This is a genomic window from Labilibacter marinus, from assembly GCF_001659685.2.
Classification (GTDB): domain Bacteria; phylum Bacteroidota; class Bacteroidia; order Bacteroidales; family Marinilabiliaceae; genus Saccharicrinis; species Saccharicrinis marinus.
The window spans coordinates 38,034-45,281 of sequence record NZ_LXYE02000003.1; the positions used below are offsets into that span (position 1 = coordinate 38,034).

The following is a 7,248-nucleotide window of genomic DNA, read 5'->3' on the forward strand; positions in this document are numbered from 1 at the left end:
ATTTAATAATTATCGTAGGGTATTAACGTTGAGCATTGATGTATTCTGCAATTTCGGGCATAGATACTAAAGAAGGATATTCATTTAATACCTCTTCTAAGTCATCTGGCAAAAGCTGACGCGCTATTACAAGATGACGTAAAGCTTCCTCGTCATTATTACTTTTGTTATAAATAATAGCCGCTAAATAATGTAAAGCACCATTGGTTTGATCTTTACCTAATAATTTTTTTAAGAACGGAATAGGCGTAAAGTCTTTTTCGTTTTCTTCCAAAAATTGATACATTTCAATCCAGCTAAATGTATTTTCGTGCTGATTAATTAAGGCTCGTTTTAAACACCTTTTGGCATCAGCAGGGTTCTTCATTTTTTTGTAGCTCTTACCTAATGATAGCCATAGGTCAGAAGAATCTGGATTAATTACAAGTGCTTTATCAAAGGCGAAAACACTGGTTTCGTAATCTTGAACGCGATACGAAGCTCTTCCTAAAGATTGTAAAGCTTCAATATGATCGGGCTCAATGTCTACCGCCATTTTATAAAACTTAGAAGCTAGCTCGTAATTGTTCAGGTTTTCCCAGCAGTCGCCCATGTAATAGTAGGTTACTGCCATTGGGTAGCTGTATGAAATATATTCAGAATAAGCATTGATGGCCTCTTTGTACTCTCCAACTTGCGCCAGACTATTAGCTTTGTTGTAATAGGCTTCGGATAAATTAGGAGCTATGGCTATGGTAATGTCATAGGCCTCAATGGCTAATGCATACTTTTCCTGTTTGTTATACAGAATCCCTAAATTGTACCAAGCGTTTTCTAAATACGGATTGATATCCAGTAATTTATTATAAACATCAATACCCTTTTCAATTTCCTCCAATTTGTCGTAAGCGTATGCTAACTCAAATAAAATATTGTCATTGGTCGGAAATTTATCCTGAAAATTAACCAGCAAATGCTTAGCTTCTGTATAAAAGAATTCCTGATTTAGATTAAAGCTAATTTCAAAAATATACTCGCCAAGTTCATCAGTGCTTACCAGTTTAATTGCCTTTTCGTAATACGAAATAGCTTCTTTCTTCTGATGTTTTTTGGTGTAAATAATTCCCAGATTCAGATATACTTCAGCGTTAGTCTTTTCAAGTTCTTTTAAATAGTCTAATACTTTAACAGCTTCATCATAGTCGTGCTGTTCTATTAAAAGGGTACTGTATTTTAGTTGTAGTGATGTTGAATCAGGATGCTGACGCAGGCCCATACTTATGGCTGTCTCTGCTTTGTCGAGCATATTTTTCTCATGATAAAAATCGAAAATAGATTCAATTTGAAACACGTCAAAATAGGATTCCTTATCGTGGTTAATCAACTTCTCAAACATTTCAACCGCCTCTCTAGCCCCATCTTGATTTCCGTGAGAGTATTCTTGCATATAATAACCTTGTTTTATACATCTCAAAAATACCACAATTTTGGCTAATTGCAATACTAAAGCCCAGTAAAAAGGGCATTGTTAATAACTTATTAACAATGCCCTTAGCTATTTATAATATTTTAACTAAAACTAAATTTAATGCGCTTCAGTGGTTTCTGGTTGGTGCTGAACACGTAATAGGTCATTCACCGTTTTTACAGGGTTAAATGTACTAATAGGCACCTCAACAAATAAAGTTGTCCAATCGGACATGGCACCATTCCAAAGGCCTGGTAATTCCAGCGCTTTCAGACTTTTACCGTTTAATGATTTACTTGAAATGAATCCTGTTTTTGGATCTACATATTCCAATAAATCAAATTTCTCACCTTTGTAATTTTTTGTAGCACAAATTAAATCAACCGGGTTAAAATGGGTGCTTTGTTCTACCAATTTTGTTTTTTCAGCATTGTTCGTATCAATTTGCGAGCCTTCCACAATTTGGAGAGAAGTTTCTCCGTGTTTACCAACTCCCCAAAAAGGACCTCCACCAGGTTCTCCTTCGTTTTTTACCATACCGCAAACGCGCATCGGTCGGTTCAGTTTAGACTGAACATATAAGCGTTTTTCAGCATCATTATAAGAACTTATATTTTCAGGAAGACTAATGTAAAGTTCAACCTGCATAAAGTCCAATATCTCATCCAATAGCTCCGAATCATCAGTGCTTTTATCCAGCTCTTCTATATATGTAAATATCTTCTGCTGATAAAAATATAGCACTCCTGCTAAAGCTTCTTTATACTGAATAGTGTCTTTTAATCGATATTCTGGCACTACATTATCAATGTTTTTAATAAAGATGATGTCAGCGTCAAGTTCGTTTAAGTTCTCAATTAATGCTCCGTGCCCACCAGGACGAAATAATAATTCTCCATCTTCTTTTCTAAACGGTGAATTATCAGGATCAACAGCTATAGTATCTGTATATGATTTTTGTGTTGAATAAGTAATCTGAAAATTAGCATCATATTTAGCTTCGTAAAGTGGTAGATTTTTTTGAACGATGCCTTCAAATAATGTCTGATGATCTTCAGATACGGTAAAATGGATGTTAACAATAGCTTCGTTACTCTGGCCATAAGCAGCACCTTCTGTTAAATGCTCTTCAATAGGGGTAGTGGCTTTATCTCCCGAAAGGTGAAATTTTAATACTCCCTTAGGATAATTACCGTAGTTTAAACCATCAGGTAATAACAATTTTGAGATGATGGTAGCTCCATTTTCAAATACTGCTTTCTCGTTATTAAAGTCAACTCCAGTAGCAGCTTGTAAATCCTCCGAAAATGCAAAATATTTAACATGAGTCAAGAAATCGTTTATAGGGCCTGATTTCTTTTGTTCCTCTTGCTTGCTTTTATCTGCATCTATAAAAGAGAATAAATCTTTAAACATTCGGGAAGCAGCACCAGAAGCGGGAACAAACTTGAGGACGTTGCACCCTTCATCAATACCAGTTCTAAACTGATCGGTAAACATCAATTTTTGTTCTTCGTCTAAAGAGATAATTCCTTCGGAAACTGAAGCGGCCTTCTTGATGTCCATAAATGGAAAACCCAATTTAAATTGCTCAAGTTGTTTTTCTACCTTTTCGGTAGAGATGCCTTTCTTTTCTAAAAGTGCGTGATCGTCTTTTTTTATCATTATAGTTCGAGTTTTAGATGCTTAAATATAGCAAACAATTCTTCTAATTGAAGGTATTTATTGACATTTGAGCTGTAATTTTTGGCCAAAAAGTTGCTTTCATTTTTATACATTTGCAACCTAATTATTCAAATAGTTAAATATTAACAAGATGGAATACCCATGGGGGCATGCAAGAAGATTTAATGATTATAGTTCTTACATTAAAAGAACTTTTAATGAACGTGTGCAGAAGATTTCGGTAGATGCAGGATTTTCGTGCCCCAATAGAGATGGAACTAAAGGACTCGGAGGTTGTACTTTTTGTAATAATTCTACCTTTAAGCCATCGTACTGTGGAGAGGGTAAATCAATTGCGGATCAAATACTTACTGGAATTGACTTTTTTTCACCCAAATATAAAACGCAACATTACTTAGCCTATTTTCAGGCTTATAGTAACACCTATGATAGTATTGATATTTTAAAGCAAAGATACCAAGAAGCTTTAGATCATCCCATTGTAATTGGCTTAGTTATAGGAACTCGCCCAGATTGTATTAGTGAAGAATTGCTGGCTTATTTGGCTGAATTAAATCAAAAATATAATATTACTATTGAGTATGGTATTGAGTCTACTATAGATGACACTCTATTAAAGATAAACCGTGGACACGATTACAAGAGTGGTGTTGAAGCCATTAAGAAAACAGCAGAGGCTGGTATAAAAGTTGGTGCTCACCTTATTTTAGGGTTACCTGGCGAGGATAAGAAAGACATGTTGAAACATGCCAAAGAGATGTCGGAATTGCCTTTAGATTATTTGAAATTACACCAGTTACAGTTGGTGCGAGGGTCTAAAATGGGAGAGGAGTATTTGAGTAATCCTAGCCAAATAAAGTTGTATGAGGAGGATGAATTTATCGATTTGGTAGTGGACTTTTTAGAAGTGCTAAACCCATCTATTGTAATGGAACGTTTTATTAGTCAATCGCCCAAAGAATTATTAATTGCGCCTAAGTGGGGATCAAAGAACTTTGAATTTGTTGCCAAAGTAGATAAACGATTAAAAGAACGCGATACTTGGCAAGGGAAATTGTTCAATAAACAATAAACAGTCTTCAATAGGCAGTTTGTATCCTGTCTACTGAAGACTGCGTACTTTATTTAAAAACTCTTTTGAGAATATCAGTAACACGAGCTACTGGGTCGGTTCTAATCTTTTTTTCCTCGTCTGCAATTTTTAAGAAAAGGCCATCTAAGGCTTTTTGTGTAAGGTATGTTTCTAGTTCAACATCTACTGGTTTTAAACTAGCCATTTGCCCAACAAATGAAGTTGCAACTTTATTGTAGTTTGATGTCATAGTATCCCAAGTATCTCCTGCTGAGTATCCCGCTATTAAGTCTTTATCGATGGAGCTTTTAATTTTAGGACTATATAAATCTGTTAAGCTCTGATAGGTTTTCGATTTAAAATATTCTGTTGCTGCATTGTCCGAGCCTTGTAAAATGTTAAGAGCATCAGAAATAGTCATCTCCGTAATGGCTTGGTAAAAAACTGCTCCAGCTTCATTGGCAGCATCTTCAGCTGCTCTGTTAATACCTAGTATAACATCATCAACAAGCTTTTGACCACCTGGAATTTTTCCGGCATTTTCAACAATAATGTTAGCTTCAGGAGGTAATAGTATTTTAACCATCTCGTCACCAAAGTAACCGTCAGTTGCAGCAAGATGACTGGCCGCAGAATCCGTACCCACGCGCAATGCTTCTTTAAGTCCGGAGGCGATCTCTGTTTCTGTTAAAGGAACATCTAATTCCATGGTATTGGCAATATGCATCAATTCGGCACAACTAGTCAGCACTACTATTATAAGGCTAGCTGCAAATAATTTCTTAAACATGTCTGGTATTGTTTTATTCTAACTCAAGTTAAAATCAGTTATTCATTATATCAAAGAAAGGTAATTATTTTCTTTTACCATATCTTTTTTTTCTATTCGATGTGTTGATATTGCTCTTTTTAGCAAAATGCACATCCTTTTTTTCTTTGGTAAATAATTGATTAATGAGTTCTTGTTGGTTGTTCTGTTTTAATAAACTTTCTATCTTCTTTTTATATTCTGGTTTATACCAGAAAAGAAAGATTCGTTGGTTTTGTTTTTGTTCTTTTGTTTTTGCTGTAAAGGTTTTTTCTAATGTGTATGGGTGAACCCCTGCATAAAAAATAACTGTAGCCACAGTCATCGGTGTAGGTGTAAAGTCTTGAACCTGTTCTAACCTAAAATCCAATTGTTTAGTCTCTACCGCTAAATTAACCATATCTTCTACCTGACTTCCAGGGTGACTGGAAATAAAATAAGGTATAATTTGCTGATTTAGATCGTTGGCTTTATTGATCTCATCAAAATCCTTTTTAAACTTATAGAACAATTTAAAATCAGGCTTTCGCATTAATTTAAGTACCTCGTTAGAAGTATGCTCAGGAGCTACCTTTAATCTTCCCGAAACATGTTTAGAAACTAATTCAGTCATATACTCTTTATGGCTTTCTTGCTCTTTGGTAGAAGCCATTTTGTTATATAACATATCGTACCTTACTCCACTACCCACAAATGCCTTTTTAATATCATGCATATTATTTACCTTCTCGTAAATCTTAGTCATGGGTGTGTGGTCTGTATTCAGGTTGCTACATATATTAGGATGAATACAAGAAGGGCGCGCACAGCGTTCGCAGATCCTTAAATCCTTTCCTTGCATTTTATACATGTTGGCACTAGGACCTCCAAGGTCAGAAATATAACCTTTAAAGTCGGGCATTTCCGTAATAGCTCTTACCTCTTTTAGTATTGACTTTTCAGAGCGAGAGGCGATGAATTTTCCTTGATGTGCCGAAATAGTACAGAAGCTACAGCCACCGAAGCATCCACGGTGCATATTCACCGAGAATTTAATCATTTCAAAGGCGGGTATATTTCCTTTTTTGTTGTACTTAGGATGTGGTAAACGTGTAAAAGGTAAATCGAACGAAGCATCCAACTCCTTACTCGACATTGGAGGATAAGGAGGGTTGATGACAATCTTATTTTCGCCAATAGGTTGAATCAATCGGGCAGCTTGCCATCGGTTAGACTCTTCTTCAACATGCCTAAAGTTTTTAGCATATTTTATCTTGTCCTTCAAGCATTCCTCATGGGACGAAAGCTCAATGTCGTTCCAGATTTTGTTTTTAGGAAGTTCCTCTTCTTTATGTATATATGCCGTTTGCGGAATAGTAGTTAACGAGCTAAAAGGAACCCCTTTTTGCATTAAGCGAAGAATCTCTTTAAGCGGTTTTTCGCCCATACCATATACCAATAAATCGGCTTTGGTAGATTCTAAAATTCCAGGCATTAGTTTATCTTGCCAATAATCATAATGGGTAACTCTTCGTAATGAAGCCTCTATGCCACCAATCATTACAGGAACATCAGGGAATAGTTCTTTAAGAATTGTTGAATAAACCTGGGTTGCATAATCAGGTCTAAAACCAGCTTTACCACTAGGGGTGTAGGCATCATCTGAACGTAAGCGCTTATTGGCTGTGTAATGATTCACCATGGAATCCATACTACCTGACGTAACTCCAAAAAATAAACGAGGTTTACCCATTTTCTTGAAATCACGTAAGTCATCTCGCCAATTGGGCTGGGGAACAATGGCTACTTTTAATCCTTCTGCTTCAATAATTCGACCAATTACTGCTGCTCCAAACGCTGGATGATCAATATAGGCATCGCCACTAAATAGAATTATATCTAATTCTTCCCATCCTCTTTCCTTAACCTCCTTGGCGGTAGTCGGTAACCAATCACTTACTTTATATTGCACGCTCAAATATTTTAGTACAAAGGTAGTTAATATTGAAGAATTAAAGATGTTTTCGTATTAATTTAGTTTTGGATGATTGTTAACGTGGTATGTATAGCGCTAATTCGCTATATAATACTTTCGTATGGGTTTATCGTTATAAGCCAATTTAGTGAGGAAATGCAAAGGAACTACGATGAAGTTTTGAAGCTGTCATGATCAGATATATAAACTATATGCTATTAAAAACAATAGAGTGAGTTTAAGGAGGTAAGAGGAAATTTATATTTTAAGAATCAATATTG

General features: G+C 35.5%; 5 protein-coding genes. 1 reads left to right on the forward strand and 4 read right to left on the reverse strand.

Annotated elements, in window-relative coordinates; all coding sequences use genetic code 11:
• Positions 1-22: 22 nt before the first annotated feature.
• The gene (locus tag A8L32_RS02460) at positions 23-1,426 is read right to left on the reverse strand and encodes a tetratricopeptide repeat protein (RefSeq protein WP_075589990.1); all 1,404 of its coding nucleotides are present in this window, start codon (positions 1,424-1,426) and stop codon (positions 23-25) included.
• Positions 1,427-1,564: 138 nt separating this feature from the next.
• Positions 1,565-3,112 carry a DUF4301 family protein gene (locus A8L32_RS02465; RefSeq protein WP_075589991.1) on the reverse strand — a complete coding sequence of 516 codons (1,548 nt, stop codon included), beginning with the start codon at positions 3,110-3,112 and terminating at the stop codon, positions 1,565-1,567.
• 151 nt (positions 3,113-3,263) lie between these two features.
• Here A8L32_RS02465 and A8L32_RS02470 point away from each other — a divergent pair, with 151 nt between their 5' ends.
• Positions 3,264-4,205 carry a TIGR01212 family radical SAM protein gene (locus tag A8L32_RS02470; RefSeq protein WP_075589992.1) on the forward strand — a complete coding sequence of 314 codons (942 nt, stop codon included), beginning with the start codon at positions 3,264-3,266 and terminating at the stop codon, positions 4,203-4,205.
• A gap of 49 nt (positions 4,206-4,254) precedes the next feature.
• Here A8L32_RS02470 and A8L32_RS02475 read toward each other — a convergent pair whose 3' ends face one another.
• A complete protein-coding gene (locus A8L32_RS02475; protein WP_075589993.1) occupies positions 4,255-4,995 on the reverse strand; it encodes a DUF4197 domain-containing protein in 741 nt (246 codons plus the stop codon).
• A 64-nt stretch (positions 4,996-5,059) separates the two neighbouring features.
• Positions 5,060-6,964, reverse strand: coding sequence for a YgiQ family radical SAM protein (locus A8L32_RS02480; RefSeq protein ID WP_233145449.1), 1,905 nt, complete (start codon positions 6,962-6,964; stop codon positions 5,060-5,062).
• Positions 6,965-7,248 lie beyond the last annotated feature (284 nt).